The 22,272-nt window shown below is 63.7% G+C and carries 22 protein-coding genes; 20 read left to right on the top strand and 2 right to left on the bottom strand.

Annotated features, from left to right (window positions below; genetic code table 11):
* Window positions 1-14: 14 nt before the first annotated feature.
* From fliP to VGE08_RS22165, 18 genes are all read left to right on the top strand, one after another.
* Entirely contained in the window at window positions 15-725 is a 711-nt protein-coding gene (fliP, locus tag VGE08_RS22080; protein ID WP_349258772.1) for a flagellar type III secretion system pore protein FliP, read from the top strand.
* Window positions 722-991 carry a flagellar biosynthesis protein FliQ gene (gene fliQ, locus VGE08_RS22085; protein WP_331070094.1) on the top strand — a complete coding sequence of 90 codons (270 nt, stop codon included), beginning with the start codon at window positions 722-724 and terminating at the stop codon, window positions 989-991. Before fliP ends, fliQ begins: the two co-directional genes overlap by 4 nt.
* 13 nt (window positions 992-1,004) lie before the next feature.
* Complete coding sequence (gene fliR / locus VGE08_RS22090) at window positions 1,005-1,787, top strand: flagellar biosynthetic protein FliR (RefSeq protein ID WP_331070095.1); 783 nt, start codon at window positions 1,005-1,007, stop codon at window positions 1,785-1,787.
* A gap of 23 nt (window positions 1,788-1,810) precedes the next feature.
* Window positions 1,811-2,926, top strand: coding sequence for a flagellar biosynthesis protein FlhB (flhB, locus tag VGE08_RS22095; RefSeq protein ID WP_331070096.1), 1,116 nt, complete (start codon window positions 1,811-1,813; stop codon window positions 2,924-2,926).
* Window positions 2,927-3,537: 611 nt separating this feature from the next.
* Window positions 3,538-5,637 carry a flagellar biosynthesis protein FlhA gene (gene flhA / locus VGE08_RS22100; protein WP_331070097.1) on the top strand — a complete coding sequence of 700 codons (2,100 nt, stop codon included), beginning with the start codon at window positions 3,538-3,540 and terminating at the stop codon, window positions 5,635-5,637.
* Window positions 5,638-5,665: 28 nt separating this feature from the next.
* Window positions 5,666-7,111: a flagellar biosynthesis protein FlhF gene (flhF, locus tag VGE08_RS22105; protein WP_331070098.1), complete on the top strand. Its 1,446-nt coding sequence runs from the start codon at window positions 5,666-5,668 to the stop codon at window positions 7,109-7,111.
* A gap of 38 nt (window positions 7,112-7,149) precedes the next feature.
* On the top strand, window positions 7,150-8,022 hold the full coding sequence (locus tag VGE08_RS22110; protein WP_331070099.1) for a MinD/ParA family protein: 873 nt from the start codon (window positions 7,150-7,152) through the stop codon (window positions 8,020-8,022).
* Complete coding sequence (locus VGE08_RS22115) at window positions 8,019-8,765, top strand: RNA polymerase sigma factor FliA (protein WP_331070100.1); 747 nt, start codon at window positions 8,019-8,021, stop codon at window positions 8,763-8,765. Before VGE08_RS22110 ends, VGE08_RS22115 begins: the two co-directional genes overlap by 4 nt.
* Before the next feature lie 41 nt (window positions 8,766-8,806).
* Window positions 8,807-9,181: a chemotaxis response regulator CheY gene (locus tag VGE08_RS22120; protein WP_349258773.1), complete on the top strand. Its 375-nt coding sequence runs from the start codon at window positions 8,807-8,809 to the stop codon at window positions 9,179-9,181.
* Window positions 9,182-9,222: 41 nt separating this feature from the next.
* Entirely contained in the window at window positions 9,223-9,966 is a 744-nt protein-coding gene (locus VGE08_RS22125; protein ID WP_331070102.1) for a protein phosphatase CheZ, read from the top strand.
* 75 nt (window positions 9,967-10,041) lie between these two features.
* Window positions 10,042-10,782: a flagellar motor protein gene (locus VGE08_RS22130; RefSeq protein ID WP_331070103.1), complete on the top strand. Its 741-nt coding sequence runs from the start codon at window positions 10,042-10,044 to the stop codon at window positions 10,780-10,782.
* A 24-nt stretch (window positions 10,783-10,806) separates the two neighbouring features.
* Complete coding sequence (motD, locus tag VGE08_RS22135) at window positions 10,807-11,853, top strand: flagellar motor protein MotD (protein ID WP_331070104.1); 1,047 nt, start codon at window positions 10,807-10,809, stop codon at window positions 11,851-11,853.
* A gap of 159 nt (window positions 11,854-12,012) precedes the next feature.
* Entirely contained in the window at window positions 12,013-13,287 is a 1,275-nt protein-coding gene (locus VGE08_RS22140) for a lipopolysaccharide biosynthesis protein (RefSeq protein WP_331070105.1), read from the top strand.
* A gap of 37 nt (window positions 13,288-13,324) precedes the next feature.
* The gene (locus tag VGE08_RS22145) at window positions 13,325-14,155 is read left to right on the top strand and encodes a PIG-L family deacetylase (protein WP_331070106.1); all 831 of its coding nucleotides are present in this window, start codon (window positions 13,325-13,327) and stop codon (window positions 14,153-14,155) included.
* An 18-nt stretch (window positions 14,156-14,173) separates the two neighbouring features.
* Window positions 14,174-15,277: a glycosyltransferase family 1 protein gene (locus VGE08_RS22150; RefSeq protein WP_331070107.1), complete on the top strand. Its 1,104-nt coding sequence runs from the start codon at window positions 14,174-14,176 to the stop codon at window positions 15,275-15,277.
* Between the two features lie 68 nt (window positions 15,278-15,345).
* Window positions 15,346-15,858 (top strand): GNAT family N-acetyltransferase, encoded by a 513-nt coding sequence (locus tag VGE08_RS22155; protein ID WP_331070108.1) that lies wholly within the window; start codon window positions 15,346-15,348, stop codon window positions 15,856-15,858.
* Window positions 15,859-15,958: 100 nt separating this feature from the next.
* Window positions 15,959-18,550, top strand: coding sequence for a serine/threonine-protein kinase (locus tag VGE08_RS22160; RefSeq protein ID WP_331070109.1), 2,592 nt, complete (start codon window positions 15,959-15,961; stop codon window positions 18,548-18,550).
* A 353-nt stretch (window positions 18,551-18,903) separates the two neighbouring features.
* Window positions 18,904-19,440, top strand: a complete 537-nt coding sequence (locus VGE08_RS22165) for a DUF2802 domain-containing protein (protein WP_331070110.1) — start codon at window positions 18,904-18,906, stop codon at window positions 19,438-19,440.
* Between the two features lie 49 nt (window positions 19,441-19,489).
* On the opposite strand, the gene VGE08_RS22170 is transcribed toward VGE08_RS22165, so the two are convergent.
* Both VGE08_RS22170 and VGE08_RS22175 read right to left on the bottom strand, forming a co-directional pair.
* Window positions 19,490-19,837: an EscU/YscU/HrcU family type III secretion system export apparatus switch protein gene (locus VGE08_RS22170; RefSeq protein ID WP_331070111.1), complete on the bottom strand. Its 348-nt coding sequence runs from the start codon at window positions 19,835-19,837 to the stop codon at window positions 19,490-19,492.
* Window positions 19,834-21,045 (bottom strand): flagellar hook-length control protein FliK, encoded by a 1,212-nt coding sequence (locus tag VGE08_RS22175; protein ID WP_331070112.1) that lies wholly within the window; start codon window positions 21,043-21,045, stop codon window positions 19,834-19,836. The genes VGE08_RS22170 and VGE08_RS22175 overlap by 4 nt, the downstream gene beginning before the upstream one ends.
* Window positions 21,046-21,241: 196 nt before the next feature.
* Between VGE08_RS22175 and VGE08_RS22180 the strand changes: the two genes are divergently transcribed.
* Window positions 21,242-21,913 (top strand): STAS domain-containing protein, encoded by a 672-nt coding sequence (locus VGE08_RS22180; protein ID WP_331070113.1) that lies wholly within the window; start codon window positions 21,242-21,244, stop codon window positions 21,911-21,913.
* Window positions 21,910-22,272, top strand: a complete 363-nt coding sequence (locus VGE08_RS22185; RefSeq protein ID WP_331070114.1) for a response regulator — start codon at window positions 21,910-21,912, stop codon at window positions 22,270-22,272. Before VGE08_RS22180 ends, VGE08_RS22185 begins: the two co-directional genes overlap by 4 nt.

Here is a 22,272-nt window from a genome sequence, read left to right on the forward strand (position 1 = left end):
GCGCGTTCGCGGCCATGCTGCTGCTCGTGCCTTTCATTTCTTTTGCTCAGGGCATTCCCGCGGTGACCGTGAGCACGGCACCCGGCGGTGGCCAGCAGTATTCGCTGACGTTGCAGATCCTGATCCTGATGACGGCAGTGACGCTGCTGCCGGGCATCGTGTTGATGATGACGTCGTTCACCCGCATCGTCATCGTGCTCGCCATCCTGCGCCAGGCGCTCGGCGCCGGCCAGGCGCCGCCGAACCAGGTGCTGATCGGACTGTCGTTGTTCTTGACGTTGTTCGTCATGGGCCCGGTAGTCGATCAGATCAACACTCAGGCGGTGCAGCCGTACATGCAAGGCACGATGGACGCGACCACCGCCATGACGACCGGCGCCGAGCCGTTGAAGCGCTTCATGCTCGACCAGACACGAGAAGGCGACATCGCGACCTTCGTGCGCATCTCCGGCGGAGACGGCTACGACAAGCCCGAAGACGTGCCGCTGCGCATCCTGGTGCCGGCGTTTGCCACCAGCGAGCTGAAGTCGGCGTTCCAGATCGGCTTCCTGATCTTCATTCCGTTCGTGATCATCGACCTGGTGGTGGCCAGCGTGCTCATGTCGATGGGCATGATGATGCTCTCGCCGGTGCTGATTTCGTTGCCCTTCAAACTGATGCTGTTCGTGCTGGTCGATGGCTGGGGCCTGATCATGGGCACGCTGGCAGCGAGCTTCTACACATGACGCCCGAAACCGTAATGACTATCGGCCAGCGCGCGCTGGAGATCACCATGCTGCTGGCCGCGCCGCTGCTGCTGGCGGCATTGATGATCGGTCTGCTGGTCGGCGTGTTCCAGGCGGCCACGCAGATCAACGAAATGACGCTGTCGTTCATTCCCAAGCTGCTGGGCATGGCGGCGACGCTGGTGATCGCCGGCCCGTGGATGCTCAAGCTCATCGTGGGATACACGCGTGAGCTGTTCGAGAGCATTCCAGGCTTGATCGGCTAGTTGACGCGCCTCGATGCTCAATATCACCACGGGTCAGCTCGAAGCCTGGCTGGCGCAGTACCTGTGGCCGTTCCTGCGCATTGGCGCCTGCTTCATGATGGCGCCGATTTTTGGCGCCGGCTTCGTGCCCGCGCGCGTGCGCTTGTTGCTGGCCGGGGCGATCACCTTGATCGTCGCGCCGCTCGTGCCTGCGCCGGCCAACGTGGCAGTGTTTTCCTTCGCCTCCGTCATCGTGACGATTCATCAGCTGCTCATCGGCTTCGCCACGGCGTTCGCGTTGCAGTTGATCTTCGATGCGTTGGCGATGGGCGGGCAGTTGCTCTCCAACACCATGGGTCTGGGCTTTGCCTTCAACGTCGATCCATTGCGCGGTGCGAGCACGCCGGTGCTCGGCCAGCTCTACATGATCCTGGTGACGCTGACGTTTCTCGCCATCAATGGCCATTTGGTGTTGCTCGAGGTTTTCGTGCAAGGCTTCACGACCTTGCCGGTGGGCCTGGCCGGTCTCGAGGGTGCGATGATCTGGCGCCTGGTGGAGTGGGGCACCCAGTTGTTTGCTGGCGCGCTCGCCGTCGCACTGCCTGGCATGGCGGCGCTGCTGGTGGTGAATCTCGCGTTCGGCGTCATGAGCCGTGCCGCTCCGACGTTGAATCTGTTCGCGGTCGGTTTCCCGATCTCGCTGCTCGCCGGCCTGGTGATCATGTATCTGACCCTGCCCGGCGTCCTGGCCACGTTCGTTCAATCCCTGGAAGCGGCGTTCGGAGTCATCCGCACGCTGCTCGCCATCACGCCCTAGTCACTGCACGGGAGTGAGCCGCCATGGCGGAGAACAACGACGCCCAGGAAAAAACAGAAAGCGCAACTCCCAAGCGCCTCGAGGAAGCGAGGCGCAAGGGTCAGATACCCCGATCGAAGGACTTGAGCGCGGCCGCGGTGACCATGTCGGCGGCGACAGCCTTGTACATGATGGGCGACCATCTCGCCGGCAAGCTCTACCTGCTGATGCAGCGGAGCTTCACCTTCAGCCGCGAGCAAGCGCTCGATGTGTCTCGGATGGCACCGGCGCTGGCCAGTGCCGCGGTCGAAGGCTTGAAGATCTGCGCGCCTGTGCTGGGCATCATCTGTCTGGCCGCCGTGCTTGCGCCGCTGGTGCTGGGTGGCTGGGCGTTCAGCACCGAAGCCCTGGCGCCGCAGTTCAAGCGGTTGAATCCGCTCGAAGGCGTGAAGCGCTTGTTCTCGATGCGTGCGCTGGTGGAGCTGATCAAGGCGCTGGCGAAGTTCGGGGTGGTCGCGCTGGTCGCGGTGCTGGTGCTGTGGAAAGACGCCTCGACCTTGCTCAATCTGGGGCAGGAGCCGTTGGATCAGGCCATCGCGCATACCGTTACATTGAGCGGCAAGGCATTGATCGCCATCACTGCCGGCCTGCTGATCATCGCGGGCATCGATGTGCCCTATCAGCTGTACTCGCACGCCAAGCAGTTGAAGATGAGCCGTCAGGAAATCCGCGAGGAGCACAAGGAAGCGGAAGGCTCGCCGGAAGTGAAGGGGCGCATCCGCCAGCTGCAACAGCAAATGGCACGCCAGCGCATGATGCAGGACGTGCCGAAGGCCGACGTGGTCGTCACCAACCCGACCCACTTCGCGGTCGCGCTGCGCTACGACGAGAAGCGCATGCGCGCGCCGATCGTAGTGGCCAAGGGCGTCGATCTGGTCGCCGCGCGCATTCGTGAGATCGCGACGGAGAACAATGTGCCGATCTTCGAGGCGCCGCCGCTGGCCCGCGTGTTGTATCGGAACGTGGATATCGGCGGAGAGATTCCCTCGACGGTGTACCAGGCCGTGGCTCAGGTTCTCACTTATGTCTTTCAGCTGCGCGTGGCCAAGCGCTCCGGCTTCCAGCCGCCGCCGCGGCCGGATGTCACGGTCGAGGAATAACCACGATCGCCGAATCTCTAACGCCTCTCGCCGCGGACTGTCGTTCACGATCCGCGGCGAGATCGAATTGCGCTTCGGTCAGGAAGGTTAGCGAGCCTGCACATCTCCTGGCAGCAGCACGCCGATCATCGACTCCCTGTCGACTCTCGACGTCTCGTGCGATCCCTGCACGGCTCGCGCTTCCTTGGGACCGCAGCTCTGCCGTCCTGGCGGAGTTGCCGTTCCTATTCAATAAAGCGACAACCGCAGTGAATTTCCCTCGCAGACTGTGACGGATCTCCGAAATATTTTCGTGTTATGGAATGTCGTGGCGCATCAGTAACATATCCTCCGCCGCTCATCGCGCGCGCAATCCCCGCGCGCGGCACGACCTACCAGTTCCCATCGCGTGACCCAGTTCACACTCCCTCTGGCCGGCGACGCCGGCTATCGGCGCTCTAAGCCTTCGCCTCAACGGCAGCTTGCCAAACTGTGACCAACGCCCGCCGCGGTGCATCGGTCGTGGTCCGGGAGTTGCACCCTATAGGGCGTGCGCCGGAATACCGACGCCAACGGCATGACGCCGCTTCCTTGACGATACAACTAGATCGATTTCGCACCGAACAACGATGATGGCCACCGCGACCGCTGCCAAGCTCGACCTGAAAGCGCTGATGCGCTCCGGCATTGGTGTGCCGGTGGGAATGCTGGCGGCGTTGGCGATGGTGATCCTGCCGTTGCCGCCGATCGCGTTGGACGTGCTGTTCACCTTCAACATCGCACTGTCGCTGATCGTGGTGATGGTGGTGTTCTATGTGCAGCGGCCGCTCGAGTTCGCCATTTTTCCGACGGTCCTGCTGCTCGCCACCTTGCTGCGGCTGGCGTTGAACGTCGCCTCGACTCGTGTGGTGCTGCTCAACGGTCACACGGGCGGGCACGCGGCCGGCAAGGTGATCGCCTCGTTCGGCGAGTTCGTGATCGGCGGCAACTACGCCGTCGGTGTGATCGTGTTCGCGATTCTCACCATCATCAACTTCATCGTGGTGACCAAGGGCTCGGGCCGTATCTCGGAAGTGACGGCGCGTTTCACCTTGGACGCCATGCCCGGCAAGCAGATGGCGATCGACGCCGACCTCAACGCCGGCTTGATCACGCAGGAAGATGCGAGGGCACGTCGGGCGGAAGTCCGCCAGGAAGCCGACTTCTACGGCTCGATGGATGGTGCCAGCAAGTTCGTCCGCGGCGACGCCACGGCCGGCATCCTGATCCTGGTCATCAATCTGTTGGGCGGCCTGGGCATCGGCACGATGGCCCACGACATGTCGTTCAGCGACGCGGCGCGCACATATACATTGCTAGCCATCGGCGACGGCCTGGTCGCGCAGATTCCGGCGCTGCTGCTGTCGACCGCGGTCGCCATCATCGTGACTCGCGTGTCCAGCGCTCAGGACATGGGCGGCGAGCTGTCGAGGCAGTTGTTCGGCCAGCCGCGCGCACTGACGATCGCCGCGAGCGTGCTTGCCGTGATGGGTCTGATTCCCGGCATGCCGAACCTGCCGTTCCTGATGATGGCCGCGATCTGCGGTGGCGCTGCGTGGATGCTTCACAAACGTTCACAGCAGCAGCCGTCGCAGGAAGAGTTGGAAGCCGCTGCTGCCGCTGCCGCGACGCCGCCGCCAGCGTCTGAATCTCGTGAACTGACCTGGGATGATGTGCAGCCGGTGGACATCATCGGCCTCGAGGTCGGTTATCGGCTGGTGCCGCTCGTCGACAAGGCGCAGGGCGGCGACTTGCTCGCACGCATTCGTGGCGTGCGGCGCAAGCTCACTCAGGATCTGGGATTCCTGGTCCAGACGGTTCATATCCGTGACAACCTGGACCTCGCACCGAATTCATATCGCATCAATCTGGCCGGCGTGCCGGTGGGCGATGGCGTGATCTATCCCGAGCGCGAGCTGGCGATCAACCCGGGCAAGGTGTTCGGGCGGCTGACCGGTATCGAGACGCGCGATCCGGCATTCGGCATGGAGGCAGTGTGGATCGAGCCATCGATGCGCGATCACGCGCAGACGCTTGGATACACCGTGGTCGATGCCAGCACTGTGATCGCCACACATCTCAGCAACGTCATTCAGACGCACGCTCACGAGCTGCTGGGCCATGAAGAAGTGCAGCACCTGTTGAACACGCTTGCCAAGACGGCGCCGAAGCTGGTCGAGGATTTGACGCCGCGGTTGCTGCCGCTCGGCACGGTAGTGCGCACGCTGCAGGGCCTGCTCGCCGAACGCGTGCCGATTCGAAACATGCGCACGATCGTCGAGACGCTTGCCGAACATGCGGTTCGCACGCAGGACCCGGTGCAGTTGCAGGCGCACGTGCGTGTCGCACTCGGCCGGCAGATCGTCCAGGACATCGCGGGCATGTCGACCGAATTGCCCGTCATCACGCTCGAGCCCGAGTTGGAGCAGCTGTTGAGCAACTCGCTGTCGGGCAGCAATGCGGCCACGCCCGGACTGGAGCCGGGGCTGGCAGAACGCATGCAGCGTCGGCTTGCTGAAGCCGCGCAGCGCCAGGAGCTGACCGGCGAGCCGGCCGTGCTGCTGGTGCCGCCGCAGCTGCGCCAGACACTCGCGCGCTTCATGCGCTCGATCGTGCCGAGCATGCATGTGCTGGCGTGGAACGAGATTCCTGACAACCGCAAGGTGCGCTTGGTCACCGCCGTCGGGCGATGACGCGAGCGGTCGAGAGTAGTCACTAGATATGAAGATCAAACATTATCGTGCGGCCGACATGCGGACTGCGTTACGCCAGGTGCGCGACGCGCAGGGTCCTGACGCGGTGATCTTGTCGAGCCGGCGCGTGCCGGGCGGCGTTGAAGTCGTCGCGGCCGTCGACTATGACGGTGAAGATGCCGCGACCGAGCAGCTGGCGGCTGGTATCGGCCGCAACGGTTCTTTTGGCGCATCGGCCCAGAGCGGACCCGTCGATACCTACGGCGCCGACCGGCCGAGCAGGGAAGTCACCGCGCCAGCTCAGGCTCAGCACGATCCAGCATTGTTTGGTGGGCGCGCGCCAGCGCGAAACGCAGGCGACAGAGATCGCAGCCAGACCACACGCGAATACACGAGCGAACGTGCCGAGTTGACGCAGCAGTTCGCGTCTGCCAGCGCGCGCAGTCGATATGCTGGGGAAAGTGAGCCTGTGCGCGCCGATCGCGGTTATGCCGTTGAGGCGGAGCCGGAGCGTAACGTGGATCTGTCGGGGCTCGATCTGATCGATGCGAACAGCGATGTGAACGAGGAATTGCGCACGCTGCGCCGTATGTTGGAAACGCAGCTGGCGACGCTGGCTTGGAACGATCTCTCCCGACGCTCTCCGATCCAGACAGAGCTTCTCAAGCAGCTCACGCAGCTGGGCCTCGCGCAGGATCTCGCGACCGACATCGTGGCGCAGATGCCGACCCGCCTCGAGCTGGAGGAAGCGAATCGTCTCGCGCTGGCGCTGCTGTCGAGACAAATAGAAACGACGGGCGAGCGTTGGATGGACGGCGGTGTTCTCGCACTGGTTGGCGCTACCGGCGTGGGCAAGACCACGTTGATCGCGAAGCTCGCTGCCCGCTGGGTGCTGTCTCATGGCCCGCGCGATATCGCGTTGATCTCCACCGACTCCGTCCGCATCGGTGCGCAGGAACAGATTCAAACATTCGGCCGCCTGCTCGGTGTGCCGGCTTATGCGATCGACGGCGCCGCCGAGCTTGCGGATGTGCTCGAACAGCTGCGAGACAAACGCCTGGTGTTGATCGACACCGCCGGGCTGAGCCCGCGCGATCCGCGTCTCGAACAAGAGCTCACGTTGCTCGCCGACGCCAGCGAGCGCATGGAAACGGCGCTCGTCCTGTCTGCGTCCGCGCAGGCCGGTGCGATCGAGGAAGCTGTCACGCGCTTCGGTGCCGCCAAGCCTGCAACTTGCGTGCTGACCAAGCTGGACGAAGCGACCAGCCTGGGCGGCGCGATCTCCACCGTGATCCGCGCGCGCCTGCCGGTGACCTATGTCAGCGAAGGGCAGCGAGTTCCGGAAGATCTGGCGCCGGCACGCGCGCATCAGCTGATCGCACGTGCCGTCGAGTTGTCTCGCAAGTCGGGCGCCTCACCGGATGAGGACCTGTTACGGCGCCGCTTCGGCACCGTGGCGCACGCCATCGCATGAATAACCCACCCGTCATCAGTCACAACAATTCGAATCCCATGGAATCAATTCAATCGATCGGACTGCAACGCGCCGCCAATCCCGGGCCGGTGCAGGTGATTGCAGTCACCGGCGGCAAAGGTGGCGTCGGCAAGACCAGCGTGGCGGTGAATCTCGCCACGTCGCTGTCGAGCACGGGCCGCCGCGTCATGCTGCTCGATGGCGATCTGGGCCTCGCCAATGTCGACGTGTTCCTCGGCCTGTCGCCGCGTTACACCATGGCGCACGTGCTCAACGGCGAGCGCACGCTGGAGGAAATCATTCTGGAATCGCCGCACGGCATTCAGGTGGTGCCGGGTGCCTCCGGGGTTGCAGAGCTGGCCAACTTGTCGGCGGCGGGTCACCTGAGCCTGGTGCAGGCGTTCAGCGCCCTGAGCACTCGGGTCGACACGCTGATCGTGGATACGTCCGCCGGCATCGCGCATAGCGTGGTGCAGTTCACACAAGCGGCTCAGCACGTGCTGCTGGTGGTGTGCGACGAGCCTGCTTCCATGACCGACGCCTACGCGCTGGCCAAGGTGCTGAGCCGCAATCACGGCGTCAACAAGTTCCAAGTGGTCGCGAATATGGCCCGCGCGCCCGGCGAGGGTGCCGGACTGTTCGAAAAGCTGCACAAAGTCACCAGCCGCTTCCTGGATGTCACCCTGGAATACGTTGGGGAAATCCCTGAAGACCCGTACCTGCGCCGGGCAATTCGTGAACAGCGTCCCGTCGTGACCGCGTTCCCGGCCAGCCCGGCGTCCCGCGCATTCAAGAAATTGGCGCTCAAGGCCGATAAGTGGCCTGTACCGGAGGGTCCGCGCGGCAACCTCGAGTTTTTCGTGGAGCGCTTGATCCGCCGTCCCCAGGTTCGCCTGGAGGTGGTGCGATGAGCGGCGTGCGTGCCTATCAGGAAGCGGCCACCGCGCCCAAGACCGACGCGCTGGTCGTCCGTCACGCCGAGCTGGTCAAGCGGATCGCTTATCACCTGGCGGGACGACTGCCGGCCTCGGTGGAAGTTTCCGATTTGATCCAGGCCGGGATGCTCGGCCTGCTGGAAGCCGCATCCAACTACACGGCGGATCGCGGCGCGAGTTTCGAAACATACGCGGGCATCCGCATTCGTGGCGCGATGCTCGATGCGCTTCGCAAGCTCGACTGGGCACCGCGCTCGGTTCATCGCAAGGCGCGTGCGGCGGCCGCGGCGGTTCGCGAGATCGAAGCGGAGTTTGGCCGCGAAGCCCGCGACAGCGAGATCGCCGACAAGATGGGCGTGTCGCTGGATGAGTATCACCGCATCGCGCAGGACGCGGCGAGCTGTCGAGTGACGAGTCTGGATGATTCCAGCGGCGATGAGGAATCGTTGCTGGGTCGGGTGGAAGACGAGGGTGCCGATCCGTTTGTCGACGCCACCGAGCAAGGCTTCCGCGCGGCGCTGGCCAGCGCCATCAAGGAGCTGCCGGAGCGCGAGCGGCTGGTGATGTCGATGTACTACGACGACGAGCTGAATCTGAAAGAGATCGGCGCAGTGCTGAAGGTGACGGAATCTCGGGTTTGCCAGCTGCATGGACAGGCACTGGTGCGTTTGAAGGCTCGACTGGCGGATTGGCGTGACCGCGTCGACAGCCGGATCTGAAGCGGGCTTGGACTAACGGAGAGGCTGAAGTGAGCAAAGATATGAAGTTCCTGGTGGTCGACGATTTCTCGACCATGCGTCGCATCATCAAGAACCTGTTGAACGATCTCGGCTACGCCAACGTGACCGAGGCCGACGACGGCCAGACCGCGCTGCCCATCCTGCAGGCCGGCGGCATCGATTTCCTGATCACCGACTGGAACATGCCGGGCATGCCCGGACTGGACCTGCTCAAGGCCGTGCGCGGCGACGCCAAGCTGGCCAAGTTGCCGGTGCTGATGCTGACCGCCGAAGCCAAGCGCGAGCAGATCATCGAAGCGGCGCAGGCCGGAGTGAACGGCTATGTCATCAAGCCGTTCACCGCAGTCACGCTCAAAGAAAAAATCGACAAGATCCTGGAACAGCGCGCGGCCTGACGCTGCGAGCACGCCAGATTGCGAACCACGGGCTGACCATCATGACTTCAGGTATAGAAGCGCTGCGCACAGAGTACGGTTCGAGCGTTGCATCCCTTGCCGGTGCGCTCGCCGCCGGCGATGAGCGACTGTTCCTCTCCGAGCTCGACATGCTCGTGCACCGGCGCGAACGCACCCTGTTCACCGAGTTGCGCAAACTGACCGGTGACCTGCAGTCGGCGTTGGAGCGGTTCAGTGTCGACTCGCGGCTGGTGGATCTGGCCGAGAAAGAAGTCCCGGATGCGCGCGCGCGTCTGGAGCATGTGTTGAAGATGACCGACGAGGCGGCGCACAAGACCATGGATCTGGTCGAGCAGTGCGGCCCGCTCGCCGAACGCACGTCGCGCGCCGCTGCCGATATCGCCGCACCGTGGACCAAATTCCGCGCTCGCCAGATTCAAGTCGACGAGTTTCGTTCCATGATCAAGCAGCTCGATGTGTTCCTGGACGCATCGCGCGGCGACATGGACAAGGTGCGCAACAATCTCACCGAGGTGCTGATGGCGCAGGGCTATCAGGATCTCTCGGGCCAGATCATCCGCGGCGTGATGAAGCTGGTCTCGGAGCTGGAAGCGGCGCTGGTGGATCTGGTGCGCCTGTCTCGCACCGGCACCCAGGCCGTGGCCCCTGCCGTGAACGACGGCATGTCGCGTGGATTCGGCCCGGCAGTGCCCGGCGTCGACAACGGTCCTTCGGTCAGCGGTCAGTCGGACGTGGATTCGCTGCTCGCCGGTCTGGGCATGTAGCCGCGCGAGGTGTGGTCCGCTCGAGGGCGATCGGACGGCACCGCGGCGATCAGTTAGAGGAATTCGACTCGCCCCATGGACATTCTTTCGCTCATCGGCTTGGTGCTAGGGTTCTGCGCGATCATGGTCGGCGCGGTGCTCAAGGGCGCCGGAATCCATTCGCTGCTGTCGAGCGCCGCCTTCATGATCGTCATCGTCGGGACGGTGGCGGCGATTTGCGTGCAGACGCCGCTGCACGTGATGAAACGCGCGCTGGCCATCCTGCCCTGGATATTCCGCCCGCCCGCCGTGCAGCGGGACATGATGATCGGCAAGATGGTGGAGTGGAGCAACACGGCCCGCAAGCAAGGCTTGCTGGGCCTCGAATCGTTGATCGATCGCGAAGGCGATGACTTCGTGCGCAAGGGGTTGCAGCTGGTGGTCGACGGCAGCGAGCCCGATGTCATCCGCAACGTTCTCGAAGTCGATCTGCACACGCGCGAGCAGGCGGACACGCGTGCCGCGAAGGTGTTCGAAGGCATGGGTGTGTACTCGCCGACACTAGGCATCATCGGCGCCGTGCTCGGTTTGATGGCGGTGATGCAGAATCTGGCCGATCCGGCCAAGCTGGGCCATGGCATCGCCGCGGCGTTCGTTGCCACCATTTACGGCATCGGCATGGCGAACCTGTTCTTCCTTCCCGTCGCCAGCAAGCTCAAGGTTGCCATCCAGGCCATGAGCCAGACGCGCGAAATGGTGATCGAGGGCATGATCTCGATCGCGCAGGGCGAGAACCCGCGCAGCATCGAATCCAAGCTGCAAGGTTATCTGCACTAGGCGAGCCCGCGTCGCACAGCAATCATGGGCCGCCGGCGTCAACACGAAGAGCACACCAACCACGAAGCGTGGGCCATCCCCTATGGCGACCTGGTGACCTTGCTGCTGGCGTTCTTCGTCGTGATGTATGCGATGTCCTCGGTCAACGAAGGCAAGTATCGCATCCTCTCCGATTCGCTCGTGGCCGCGTTCCGCGGCTCGCCGCGCACCTTGCAGCCCGTTCAGGTCGGCGAGAAGAGCGTCGGTTCGGGCGCCGACATCAACATGACCATCGTGCAGCAGGCCATGCTCGACGGTCAGCCTCGCAGCATGCTCGAACCGACCCCGCTGAAGGTGTCGGACGTCGTGAGCCACGGCGCCCGCAATGCCGCCGAAGCCTACGAAGCCGAGATGACGACCAATGCGATCATGGAGCTGGAGAGCGTCGCGGCCGAAGTCGAGGAGGCCATGGGCCAGCTGATTCGCGATCAGATGATCGTGGTGCGCCGGCATGGCGTGTGGGTGGAAGTGGAGATTCGTACCGACATCCTGTTCCCCAGCGGCGTCGCGACGCTGTCGCCGGAAGCCCAGGGCATTCTCAAGCAACTGGCCGAGACGCTGAAGCCGTTCCCCAATCCGATTCGCGTCGAAGGCCATACCGACGACCGCCCGATCCGCTCGGCGGCGTTTCCCTCGAACTGGGAATTGTCGGCGGCGCGCGCCGCCAGCGTGGTGCACTTGTTCAGCCAGGCCGGCATGGACCCGCGCCGGCTCGCGGTGGTCGGCCTGGGCGAATACCGTCCGGCGCAGAGCAATGAAACGGCGCAGGGCCGGAACATCAATCGCCGCGTATTGCTGGTGATCCTGAGCGGCAATGGCATGCCTGAAGGCGACTACGCCGGCGACCGTGGCAAGCCCGAAGCCGAGACGGTCGTGCCGGAGTTGCACTCGACCGCGACCGAAAGTCCAACGATAGCCGCGCCGGAGCCGCCGGCGACCGAGCAAACAATCTCCGCCCCGCAGCCGGCCGCGACGACGGCTCAGGCTGTGCCTGCTGCCGCGCTTCCGCTGGCTGCTCCCGCCGTTCGATAAAATTCCTGTTAGCCGCTGTCGGCGCGCTGTCACTGCCGTGCGGCTGGGAACCGTCTTGACGGCGGTGCGTTAACTGCCATCCGCGATGCGAACGCGGAATAACGGAAAAGGCGCCGCAGGGCCGATCGAGACAAAGCGGCAGGCGAAGCAAAGCGGGTAATGACAGCAACTTCTCCCCCATCCTCGCCGGGGTCCAAGACCGGTCGCAACGCACTGGCGTTGCTGCTGTGCCGGGTCGGCGCCGATCTGCTCAATTTCCTGTTGTTCCTGGTGGTGTCGCGGCGTTTCGGGCCGGAAGGCATGGGCGAGTATGGCTATGGCTTCGCGCTGGCCGGCCTGGTGTATTACGCCGCCACTCTGGGCATCGATGAATATGGAGTCCGCGAATACGCAATCCAGCAGGCGCAGCGCCGGCGGCAGCTGATCTCGAACCTGCTCGGCGCGCAGGTGTGCATCGCCCTCGTGGTGCTCGTGGTGCTGCTCGGTTATCTGGCGATCACCCGCCCCACGCCGCACATGCTGCTGATCATCGCCTCGATGACCACCTATCAGTTGGGCGCGGCGTTCTCGGCGACGCTGTTCGTGCCGGCGATGGCGGAGCAGCACATGCTGCCGCCAGCGTTCATCAATCTGCTCGGCCGAGGCTCGGCCTTCGTCGTGACCGGGATATTGATCTGGGTGTTCGACTGGTCGCTGCACGCCGCGTCCGTGGCATTCGCCATTGGCGGCTTGCTGATGCTAGTGCTGGCGCTGCGATCGGCCGCTGCGTTCAAGGTGCGGCTGCGGCCAGACATGAGCCGCCAGATCGTGTTCGATGGCGCGCGCACATTGTGGTCGTTCGCGGCGGTCGGGCTGCTCGGGCAACTGCTCAATCGCATCGGCGTGATTGCGCTTTCCCTGCAGATTGGAGAAGCCGCCGCCGGCATCTACACGACCGGGCTCAAGCTGGTGGAGGTCGCATGCCTGCCGCTGGTGTTCATCGGTGTCGCGGCTTATCCGCGGTTGTGCCAGGTATTCACGAACCCAGGTGCGTTCCGAAGAGTGACGCGGCAGGCGCTGCTGATCGGATTGTTGCTCGCGCTGGTGCTGGCGGGCGCGATGTATGTGGCCGTGCCGCCTTTGTTGGTGCCGGTGCTGGGCGAGCGGTTCGCCGGTTCCGAAACCATCATTGCCGCCATGGCGGCCATCGTCCTGGCGCAGGGCGTCGAGATCGTGCTTGGCCGCTTGATGCTGGCCGCAAGACTGAATGTGGCGCGCGCCGTGCGCATCACGATCGGAACCATCGTTTGTGTGCTACTGACGGTGAGCCTTACACCTTTGTTTGGCATCAACGCGACCATCGCGGCGCTGGTGTGCTCTTATTTATTGGTGGACCTGATGTACTTCGGCAGCCTGTTCGGCTCGCTGCGGCGCAGAGGCTATGCGACCGCATGATGCTCACAACGACAATCGATAGCCGTGGTGCCAGACCATGAAAGTACTCACCAAAGCCCTGCTCAAGCGACTCAGCCGCGCCGCCCGTCCCTACCTGAAATCCTCCGGGCTGTTGCAGGTCTCCGGAGTCTATAACCATTCGGCCATGGTGTGGCAACCCGGCGCCGAGAACGTCCTGGTGCTGGCGCCGCACATGGATGATGAAACGATTGGCTGCGGTGGTACGTTGGCATTGCATGCTCGGCGTGGTGCACGGATAACAGTGGTATTTCTCACGGATGGTCGCAATGGCAGCAGCGAGGTAAACACTCTGTACGGCGAGCAGCGGGAGCGAAAGCAACAAGAGTTGATCGAGCTGAGAACCATCGAGGCTCGGGCGGCGTTACAGCGCTTGGGGGCGCATCGCATGGTCTGTCTGGATGCCGAAGACGGCGCGCTAGAAAAATGCGACTGGGCGGCGGAAAAGCTGCGCGACGTGTTGCTGAAACAGCAGCCCGACCTGGTCTATCTGCCGTTTTATCTGGAGGAGCATCCCGATCATCGGGCTGCCAGCCGGGTATTGCTGGATGCCGCCTCCGGAACATCGTTGCAGTTTCAATGCATGGGCTATGAAGTGTGGACGCCGTTGTTTCCCAATTGTCTGGTGCGCATCGACGCCACGGTCGAAGTGAAGAAACAAGCGCTGCGCGAATACGCCAGCCAGCTCAGACAATGTGACTATCTGCACGCAAGCATCGGCTTGAATGCGCACCGTTCCGCCGGGCTGATCAATCCGCCGGGCTCATCGGGAGGCTATGCCGAGGCGTTCCATGTAACACCGTTGCCGCGCTATCGCGAGCAATTCACTGAATATTGCACCCGGCGCTGACCGGGACGAGTCGATGTCATGCGTCTAGGCATCATGTTGCGGCATTTCGACCAGCACGAAGGTGGCGTGAAGGTCTATACGCGCGAGCTGGTGCGAGAGCTGGTGCAGATCAATCGCCGGCACGAGATCGTGCTGATGTATCGCAATCGCGAACGGCTCGGCACCTTTCAGGGTGTCGAAGGTGTGCGGGAGTTGCTGCTGGAAGGCGGCTCGATTCTGTATTGGGATCAGTTCAAGGTGCCACGCGCGGTGCGCGACTACGGCATCGATGTGTTGTTCAATCCCAAGTATTCCATTCCGCTGAACGCCAGATGCAAGACCTCGTGGGTCTGTCACGGTCTGGATTGGTATGCCATGCCGCAGGGTTCGGGATTCCTCGACAGGCTGAGTCATCGCTATCTGGTGCCTCGCTATGCCGCCAAGGCGGATGCACTGATCTCGGTGTCCGAGATCACCACGCAGCACTTGCAGAAATATCTGCACGTGCCTTTGGAGCGGATTCACACCATCTATTCGGGATTGAGCGACAGCTTTCGCGCGCAGCTGTCGCCGGAGCAGCTCGAGCGAGTCCGCGCGCAATACTCGTTGCCACCGCGCTTTCTCCTGTACTGCGGCGCTGTGTATCCTCCGAAGAACTTCACGCGCATGATTCAAGCGTATGCCAAGGTCGGACCGGCTCAGGGCGTGCCGCTGGTCATCGCCGGCGGCAGCAACCGCTATCTGTCCGAGCACGAGCTGGACGAGCCGAAGCGTCAGAAAATCGCCGAGTGGGTGCGTTGGCCGGGCTGGATCGAGAACCGGGAGCTGGTCGCGCTCTATCAGCTGGCCGAGGGGTTGCTGCTGCCTTCCTTGTACGAGTCCGTCGGCATGCCGGTGATGGAGGCGATGGCTGCGGGATGTCCGGTGGTCACGTCAGATCGCTTCGGCACCAAGGAGATCGCCGGCGATGCCGCCGTGCTGGTGAATCCGGAATCGGTCGATGACATCGCCGCTGGCATCGATCGCCTGCTCAAGGATCGCGAGCTGCGCGCTGCCAAGATAGCCGCCGGACGAGAGCGCGCCAAGCGCTTCACCTGGAACCGCACGGCAAGCGAATTGCTGGGCGTTCTGGAAAGCCTGTAGCATCGGACGCACATGCCTGCAAAGGCCTCTTGAGCGAGTCCAGTGTTGGACCCGCGAGCGGGGGACTCATGAGCGTTCTGGAAACCGACAGGCTGGTGTTGCGCCGTTTCACCCTCGATGATGCCGAGTTCGTTCTGCGGCTGGTCAACGAGCCGGCGTGGCTGCGCTACATTGGCGACAAGCACGTGCGCAACCTGGAAGATGCGCGCAACTATCTTCGTACCGGGCCGCTGCACATGTACGAGCAGTACGGCTTCGGCATGTACCGAGTGGAGTTGAAGGACAGCGGCGTCGCGATCGGCGCCTGTGGACTACTCAAGCGGGACATCCTGCCCGAGCCCGACATCGGCTATGCATTCCTGCCGGAATACTGGGGCCAGGGTTATGCGCTGGAGGCCGCTGCGGCCGTGCTCGAGCATGGTCACAAGCAACATCGCCTGGCACGCATCCTGGCCATCACTTCGCCGGACAACGAGCGTTCCATCAAGGTGCTGCACAGCTGCGGCATGCACTTCAAGCGCATGATCGAGATGGCCGAGCAGGATGAAGTGAAGCTGTTCGCGCTCGAGTTCGAGGGCTGAGCGCGGCCTGATTGTTCGATCCGGCTGTCCGAGCGCCGGGCGGCCGTGCCAGAATAGCGCCTGAACCAATCATCGAATTGGATCCGCGCTGTTCGCCCCGATGACCGAACCCATCTTTCCCAAGCTGCGGATTGGCTCGCGCCTGGGGCCCTATCGTCTCCTCGAGTTGATCGGCCGCGGCGGCATGGGCGAGGTGTACCTCGCCGAGCGCGCTGACGATCACTACCACGCGCGGGTCGCGATCAAGCTGGTACGAGTCGATCACGACGCATCGCGAGTTGCCTGGCGCATGCGCTCCGAGCGACAGATTCTCGCGCAGCTGGAGCACCCGAATATCGCGCGGCTCATCGATGGCGGCGCTACCGAAGAAGGCGTGCCCTATCTGGTGATGGAGTTGGTCGCGGGCCAGCCGATCGACGTGTACTGCGAACAGCGCAACCTCACGGTTACGCAGCGCGTGCGCCTGTTCCTACAGGTGTGTGCGGCCGTCAGCTTCGCGCATCGACGGCTGGTGGTACATCGGGATCTCAAGCCCGGCAACATTCTGGTCACGGCCGACGGCACGGTGAAGCTGCTGGACTTCGGTATCGCCAAGCTGCTCGAGACCGAGGCGGAGACGCAACCCTTCGGCGGAAACGCCGAGATGACAGCGACTCACGTGCGCGTGATGACGCTGGAATATGCCAGCCCCGAACAAGTGCGCGGCGATCCGATCACTACGGCCAGTGACGTCTACTCGTTGGGTGTGGTGTTGTATCGCCTGTTGACGGGCCGCAGCCCCTACCGGGAAGACAGCGCGGCGGAGCGAGCCGTCGAGATTCTGAGCGATTCCTCGCCGAGCAAACCGAGCACCGCGGTGGATGACACCCGGGTGCGCCCGGCACCCGCCGGGTCGGAGCTGCAAGCGCAGATCTCTCGCAAAACAATGAAGCGCGCGTTGCGTGGCGATCTCGATAACGTGCTGCTGATGGCGTTACGCAAGGAGCCCGAGCGCCGTTACCCGAGCGTCGATCAGTTCGCGGAGGATCTGCGTCACTACCTCGATGGCCTGCCGGTACGAGCGCGCGGTGACTCGCTGCGCTATCGGGCCGCCAAGTTCATGAGCCGGCACAAGTATGCCGTCGCCGCCGCATCCCTGGCCGTGATCGCATTGGTGGTCGGCATCGTGACCACGACATGGCAAGCAAGGATCGCGGCCGAGCAGACGCGCATCGCGCAGGAGGAAGTCCGAAAGCAACGTGCAGTCCAGTCGTTTCTGACCGCTCTGTTCGAGAAGAACACTCGCTTGCAGCCCGACGCCCTGAAGGCACGCAACATGCGTGTTCACGAGTTGCTGGTCGCGGCCAGCGACAAAGTGCTGAACGAGCTCACCGACACTCCATCGGTGCGCATGGAAGTCATGAATACCGTCGCCCGGCTGCTGATCGATATCAACGAGTTCGATCGGGCGGGGGTACTGTCGCGAGAGTCGGTGAAGATCGCTCGTGAAATCGGCGCGACCGACAGCGACGACTACGTCGAGGCTCTGATCGGAGTGGCCACCGCCGGCCGATTGTTGGGTAGAGGGCCGGAAGCGGCGGCCGCTCGCGACGAGGCGCTGCAGGTGCTCGATGCACGCAACGATCACACTTCACTGCAGCGAGCCCGCGCGCTGGGTACTACGATCGCTCAATTCTCGCCAGACCCCGAGCGCGAGATTCGCCTGGTCAGCGCGGCGGCGGAGTTGTTCAAGTCTCGATACCCGAACGACCCGGGACACTTCAATTCCGTGTTCGCGCTCGGGCAGTTGCATCGAACTCAGGGCGACATGCGCCGCGCGGTGGAGTACTTCAAAGCGGCGAGCCAGGTGTTCGAGGCCTCCGGACTGCAGGCCTACAGCGATCTGGGCGCGAGCTATGCCTGGGCGGCGTTCTGCGAGATGCAACTCGGCTGGGTGGACGATGCCTTGCGCGACTACGCCACGGGAATCGAGTTGCTACGACAACATGCCGGCGACGTTTCGGTGTACACACGCATTCATCTGGGCCTGTACGGGCAGGTGTTGCACCATGCCGGACGAATAGAGCAGGCGCATGAATACTTCGACCTCGTGCTCACGCCCGAGAACGTCGCCAGGCCCACCGCGGTGGAGTTCGATACGGCGGTTTACAAGGCGCACGGGCTGTTGCGGGAGGGGCGTGCGGACCAGGCACTCGCCGCAATCGAGCCGTTCGCAGAGCACTGGCTGGAACTGGGCAGTCGCTTCGTGCCCAACGGGGTGCGCTATCTGGATGTGCGCGCGCGTGCGCTCACGTTGCAAGGGAAAATCGCCGAGGCCAGAGCCGAGCTGACGCACGTGAGTCAGCTGCCGACCTACTATGGCCTGCCTGCCCAGAGTTCGGATAGCTATCTGGCCGCAGTCATTCATGTGGCCCTCGCCGGCAACGATCTACCCACCGCTCGTGCCGCACTCGCGCAGCGAGGTTCGTTGCAGGCGCCCGCGGCGTTCGATTTGGATTACCTGCAACTGGCGATCGAAAGCGCGCGGCTGGAATTGCGAATGGGAGATGCCGCGGGCGCGTTGGCGGTGACGGACGCTGCGCTGATGCATTTGCGGGAGCACGCGGGCGAGAGCAACTTCGCTTTCATGCGCGAGCCACTGGAACAACTCCGGCGTGAAGCACAAACGATGCACACGCGGGCAGGCGGGTAGGTAAAACAGCCAGGATGGCTGGCCGGCTCGATTGAGCCATTGCTGGTGCCATAGAGCACGCCGCGCGCGGCGGCGATCTGGCGCTGGCCGACCAGGCCGCACGGCAGCTCGATGCAGAGCATGCCGCGCTATGGGCGGTTTCGGCTGTGCGTCTTCGTTCCGAACGATAACCCGGTCTCAAAACCGGTCCGCGCCGAGGCGCTTCCCGCCGTTGCCGCCGCAAAGTGGCATGCATTCTGCTTCGTATCCCGTGGAGACCGGAGGCGCGCGCCAAAGGTTTGACGCCGGCCAGAGCCACTACCGACCTGGTAGTGCAGCCGCGTCCGAATGTGATCAATGTCACGGGAGTCGCGATGTTTGAAATTCTGCCCAATCCCTCGTTGGAGACCGTGTTGATCGCCGGCCGTGCCGTGATGCTGATCGGCGCGTTCTGGGTGTTCGCGTTGGCGTTCACGCGCTGGCGCCGTGCCGACGAGCGGGACTCGCAGGCGCTGCGTGAGCAGTTCGAGCGGGCTTTCACCGAAATGCGCAGTTTGCATGAGACCGTGACGGTCATGAGCGCGCGCATCGAAGCGATGAGCGAACGCGTCGAAACCGATGCGCGCCGGCCGCAAATCGCAGCGGTCGCCACTGCCCAGGCGCGCGGTTACGACCTCGCCATGCGCATGGCCAAGAATGGTTCGTCGATCGAAGACCTGGTGGCCAACTGCGGCATCACGCGTCACGAAGCTGAATTGTTGACTCGCCTGCACGCCGCGAAGTCACAACCGGAAGTCGCCGCCTGGCAGGCTCGCCAGCAGGCAGGTCAGTCCGCACCTCTGCAGCAGGTTGCCTCGGCCCCGCAATCGACGGGCCGCAAGCGTGGCTCGCTGCTCAGCGTGGTGGGCTGACAAAGATCTCCTCGGTGGATGGCCGCAAGGACGCGGCCCTATTCCATCACTATCGTCGAGCCGACGCGTTCGGCAGCAGTGGCAGCGATGTGGTGTGATCGTCTGGCCGCATGGAGCTGGCCGGTGGCGGACTTTTGCCTGCAACCGACCAGGCGAACGCGAGCACGTGCGCCACGGCCACGTACAGTTCTTTGGGAATCTCCCGGCCGATATCCAATTTCGACAGCGCGCTGGCGAGCGCCGCATCCTCCTGCAACGGAACGTTGTGCTCGCGCGCCGTCTCGATGATCTTGTCGGCGATCTCGCCGTCGCCCTTGGCGACGACACGAGGCGCGCCAGCCCCGTTGACGTTGTAGTGGAGCGCGACGGCAATCGGCGGACGAGGGCGCTCGTTCATGCTCGTACATCCAACAGTCGAGCAGGCCGAGCGCCGGTGTCGCCGACCGGCATGCCGTGCAAGCAAACGATGCGATCGATCTCCAGGCCCGATTCGCGAAGAATGGCTTCCAGCTCGCCGGCCCGTGCCGACAACGCTTCGACGATTGCCGGCGATTCCGCGCGCAGTTGCACGCCGATGCGATGGCCGGCCAACGTAACTTTCGCGTGCAGCGCTCCGACCTGGCCGAGATCGATTGCGGCTTCCACGCTCCATGAATCTCCGCCGCCAGAATGCTTTCGCGAGTGGTCGTGCTCGACTCTCAGGCGGAGCATGGAGGCGCGGTCTTCGTGACGCACCGGCAATTCCACCAGCATCGATTGCACGGCAGGGTCGGGCGAGGTGCTGGTGATCTGCGCGGTCGTCAGGCGGGCGAGGGCGCCGTCGGTCTGACGTGATAATTCATTAAGCTGCTGATCGGCGGCTTCCAGCATCGAGAATGTCGCCGGCGCGGCATTCAGCACAGTCAGCGGACCCCGCGCCGTTGGTACGGGCGCATTCATCGCAGTATCCGAATGGGCCGCGGCCGGCCGCGCACCATGCTCGCGCAAGGCGCGGCTCAGCGTCAGCATCAGAGCTTTCAGATCGTTGGCGAGCAGTTTCGGATCGGCCGTGCCGGCGCGAGCGGCGTCGGCGAGATTTGTTTCCAAAAAAGTGCCGGAGCGACGGATCGCATTCTCGAGCACCTCGGGGTCACCGAGGGAATCGGCATCAGGCAAAGCCTGCCAGAGCTTTGTCGCGGCTTGCATCACGGCTTTTGGGAGCTCGCTCGCGCCATTCTTGCCTTGGGCGAGCCAGGAAAGGTTCGCGAGCATCAGCGCCGCGCTTTCTTGCCGGGGAACGAAACGCCGCATGGCATTCGCGACCACCGTGGCTTCGGCTTCAGTGCCCATGCGCGTGGAAGTAGAGAGAGTTTCCAGCGCGAGCACCGGGCTGTTACGCAGCACGCGAACCTGCAGCACTTCGCCATTGGCGGGACCGGCGGTATTGCCGGACGCCAGACGCGCCGGATGCCGCTGACCGCCGATGTTGAGCCACAGCTGACCGCTGGCAGCGTCGCGCACGGCAACGACCTGCAGGAGCGCGCCAACACGCCACTCCGGCAGCAGGCTGGGGCTGGAGCTCCCTGCCGGGCTGGTACTGCGAAAGTCCACCAGGTCGATACGCATATAAAAGACTTCGCTCGCGCGAGCTGGAGCCCACCGTGAACTGCTTCACCAATTTAACGGCAGGGAATCCCGGAGCTTGAGCCGACCAGGGTTAAGTAGTGCGACATGGCTCACCTAAAGGCCATCTAAAGCCGGCCTGCTGCATGCCGATATGAATCCCGAATCTGTGAAATCAGTAGCACGAACGTCATCGAGCATGAAAACCAGGAAGCGCAAACGTTCCGCCAAAACCGCACCCGCTGCCAAGGTGCCGGTCGTGGACGCTGTTGCCGCTGAAAGGTCGGTCGAGGCGGCCACGGACAACCTGCCCGAGGTGGCGCTCACTAATGAAATGAGCCCGGCCGCCGTCGAAGCGCTGGTTGCCGAGCCCGTCGCCGCCGAGCCAGCGGTCGAAGCGGCAGTGGAGACCATCGAGGCCGCGGCCGAGGCCGTCGCTGCTGAATCTGAACCGGCGGCTGAAGCCGTCGCCGAAACTGTGGCAGCTTGCGCCGACCCCACGGCCGAAGTCGTGGATCCCAACGCTGAAACCGTCGTGGCCGATCCTGCCGAGTTGGCCGTCGCCGAGCCCGCCCAGGCGGCCGACCCGGTCGTGGTGCTTGCCGCCAATTGCAGCGTCAAGGATGCCGCTGCTCTGAAGACTTCTCTATGCGCCGTCGCGAACGAGAGCACCGACGTGACTCTTGATGTGAGCGCCGTCGAACGTGTCGATACCGCGACCATGCAACTGCTGTGCGCTTTCGTGCGCGATCGCAGCGGTCGTAATCAGAGCGTCACCTGGCGCGGCGAGTCGCTGGCACTGCAGGATGCCGTGCGCTTGCTCGGCGTCGGCGAACTGCTCGGGCTCGAGTCAAAAGGAGTTGCGGCATGACGCGGATCCTGGCCGTCGATGATTCTCCCTCGATGCGCGACATGGTGCGCATCGCGCTCACCAGCGCCGGCTTCGAGGTGATTTCCGCCAGCGATGGCAAGGAAGCGCTCGAGCTGGCGCGTCAATCGGGTTTCGACCTGGTGCTCTCGGACGTCAACATGCCGGTGATGGATGGCATCGAGTTGATTCGCGCGCTGCGCAGCGAATCGGCCTATCGCCATACCCCCATCTTGATGCTGACCACCGAGGCCGGCCCGGACCGTAAGAAAGAAGGCAAGGAAGCGGGGGCCACGGGCTGGATCGTCAAGCCATTCGATCCGGCGCAACTGGTGGCCACCATGCATCGCGTGCTGAGGTAA

Origin of the sequence: Steroidobacter sp. (assembly GCF_036406195.1) — a bacterium.
GTDB lineage: Bacteria > Pseudomonadota > Gammaproteobacteria > Steroidobacterales > Steroidobacteraceae > Steroidobacter.